General features: G+C 31.5%; 4 protein-coding genes. All 4 read left to right on the forward strand.

Features of this window, described 5'->3' with window-relative positions:
• Positions 1-139: 139 nt before the first annotated feature.
• Complete coding sequence (locus QO200_RS19225; RefSeq protein ID WP_371543603.1) at positions 140-355, forward strand: hypothetical protein; 216 nt, start codon at positions 140-142, stop codon at positions 353-355.
• Between the two features lie 560 nt (positions 356-915).
• On the forward strand, positions 916-1,236 hold the full coding sequence (locus QO200_RS19230; protein ID WP_371543606.1) for a transposase: 321 nt from the start codon (positions 916-918) through the stop codon (positions 1,234-1,236).
• Positions 1,237-1,438: 202 nt separating this feature from the next.
• Positions 1,439-1,741, forward strand: a complete 303-nt coding sequence (locus QO200_RS19235) for a transposase (protein WP_371543611.1) — start codon at positions 1,439-1,441, stop codon at positions 1,739-1,741.
• Positions 1,742-1,763: 22 nt separating this feature from the next.
• On the forward strand, positions 1,764-1,940 hold the full coding sequence (locus QO200_RS19240; RefSeq protein ID WP_371543609.1) for a hypothetical protein: 177 nt from the start codon (positions 1,764-1,766) through the stop codon (positions 1,938-1,940).
• Positions 1,941-1,979: the final 39 nt, after the last annotated feature.

Raw genomic sequence — 1,979 nt, forward strand, 5'->3', positions numbered from 1 at the left:
TAGGTGGTCATTTTGAATTGGAATCAGGTGGTCACTTTAAATTGGAATTGGGTGGTCAATATCACTGGAATTTGCAGGAAGAGCATATTCTACTAGATATAATTATTTTATTTCTAGTCATTATATTTCTAAAGATATAATGACTAATAAGGTAAAAGCAAAAAATGATAAAATAGTTTCAATCCTTAAAGATGGAACAAAAAAATCTATTGTAAAAGAAATCTATAAAGCTTATGGAAAACCAAAAAGTGGATTAGTAGATTTTGTTTTACAATACCAAGGCTCCTTAGAGGACTTTCTAGATTATTCTAAATTACATTATCCTGCATTAGATTTGGATAACATTTCTGAATAAACTACTAGACAGTTTAACTTTTGCACAACAACCTAAATTTGCAATTCAAACTTATAAGTAAAGCTCCTGTTCTTTGGAGCTTTATTTATTTCGCAGAACATTCATTTTTATCTTAATTCAAAATAAATTATTCTCAAAAGAATTTGCAGAAAGTTATATTAACTCTTTATTCCGCAATCCAGACTATGCTGAATGAAATTTTCTAATAATGTGCGTAGTAAAAAAACAGGGTTTTATTTATATATAAATATTTATTATACAATCTCGTTTTTGGAATTCACAATAATTTCAAATCAAGGATTTTCAATTAAAAAATTTACTTATTTTACAGATCATCATTACCACTAACAATTTTATAATAATCTTCCAGAAATTCGTTAGATTTTTCAATATTGCTCGCTACTAAGAAAGCCTTTCAGAAATGAAAGGTTTTTTTTATTTGCACCAATTAATAAAACATCTGATGGATCAGGCACAACACCTGCGGAGAGTTTTTAGAAAAAATAATATTTTCGCATAATTAACTTTGAGACATAACTTCTATCGACCTTTTAAAATTTATGCTCCCTGATTTTTTAATAGAGAACTTTGAAATAGTTTCCGCTACTAACTCTGAAGAAAACCTACATCTACATTTTGAAGAAAAAGCACAACCTCCAAAAGAGTTTGACGTTGTAGAATTAGTATCTAAAGGCTTTCTAGATGAAATAACAATCCAAGATTTTCCTCTTAGAGGCAAGATTGTGTATTTACACATTAAACGCCGTCGTTGGACCAATAAAGCCAATGGAGAAATCATTCAAAGAGATTGGCTGTTAGCTGCCAAAGGAACGCGTATGACGCAAGAATTTGCGGCTTTTTTAAAAGAAATTAATAGATAACACAGCAATAAATAGTCACACTATCGGCCGTTTCTTTGGGGTTAACAGGAAAAAACTTCAAAGTCAGTACAAAAGCCACCTTAGTACACTTAGCACTTGGGAACCTCGAGAAAACGCACATCAATGGATTGTTTACCCCCAAAACATAGGAACTCACTTAGCATTTGACGAAGTTGCTTTATCACAAGGAGAACTTTATACCATTGTTACTAATAAAAAACCAAAAGGCAAAAAAGGATCATTGGTTGCTATAGTTGCTGGTATTGAAACAGAACAAGTCATAGAACAAGTCTCCAAAATCGATTTAAAAAAAAGACAAGCCGTTATAGAAATAACATTAGACATGGCTAACTCGATGAAATTAATAGCTAAAAAATGTTTCCCTAAAGCAACACAAGTAACCGATTGTTTTACTCATTCATTTTATTACAATTTTGGAATTCGTGATACCGCTTCGCTAAATTCATGTACAAAAACTAGCCTTAGAAGCGTTACAAGAAATTAGGATTAAACACCGATGGGAAGCTATGGACAAGAAGAACCAATCCATATTGCTGGCTAATACCCAAAACAAAACTCATACTCCCCAACTTTTAATCAACGGCGATACTGTAAAACAATTATTAGCCCAAAGTCGCTATTTGCTCTATAAATCCAGACAAAAATGGGATCAAGTCGAAAACCTGTGGAGCGATAAAAATTAGGCATAAATATTTGTTAGCCTAAAAAGAAAGAATTCCACA

This window comes from Flavobacterium sp. Arc3 (assembly GCF_041431375.1).
GTDB lineage: Bacteria > Bacteroidota > Bacteroidia > Flavobacteriales > Flavobacteriaceae > Flavobacterium.

Excerpts from the sequence above, each read along its gene's own strand:
- QO200_RS19225 (WP_371543603.1), top strand. The coding sequence starts at position 140 with ATGACTAATAAGGTAAAAGCAAAAAATGATAAAATAGTTTCAATCCTT.
- QO200_RS19230 (WP_371543606.1), top strand. The coding sequence starts at position 916 with ATGCTCCCTGATTTTTTAATAGAGAACTTTGAAATAGTTTCCGCTACT.
- QO200_RS19240 (WP_371543609.1), top strand. The coding sequence starts at position 1,764 with ATGGACAAGAAGAACCAATCCATATTGCTGGCTAATACCCAAAACAAA.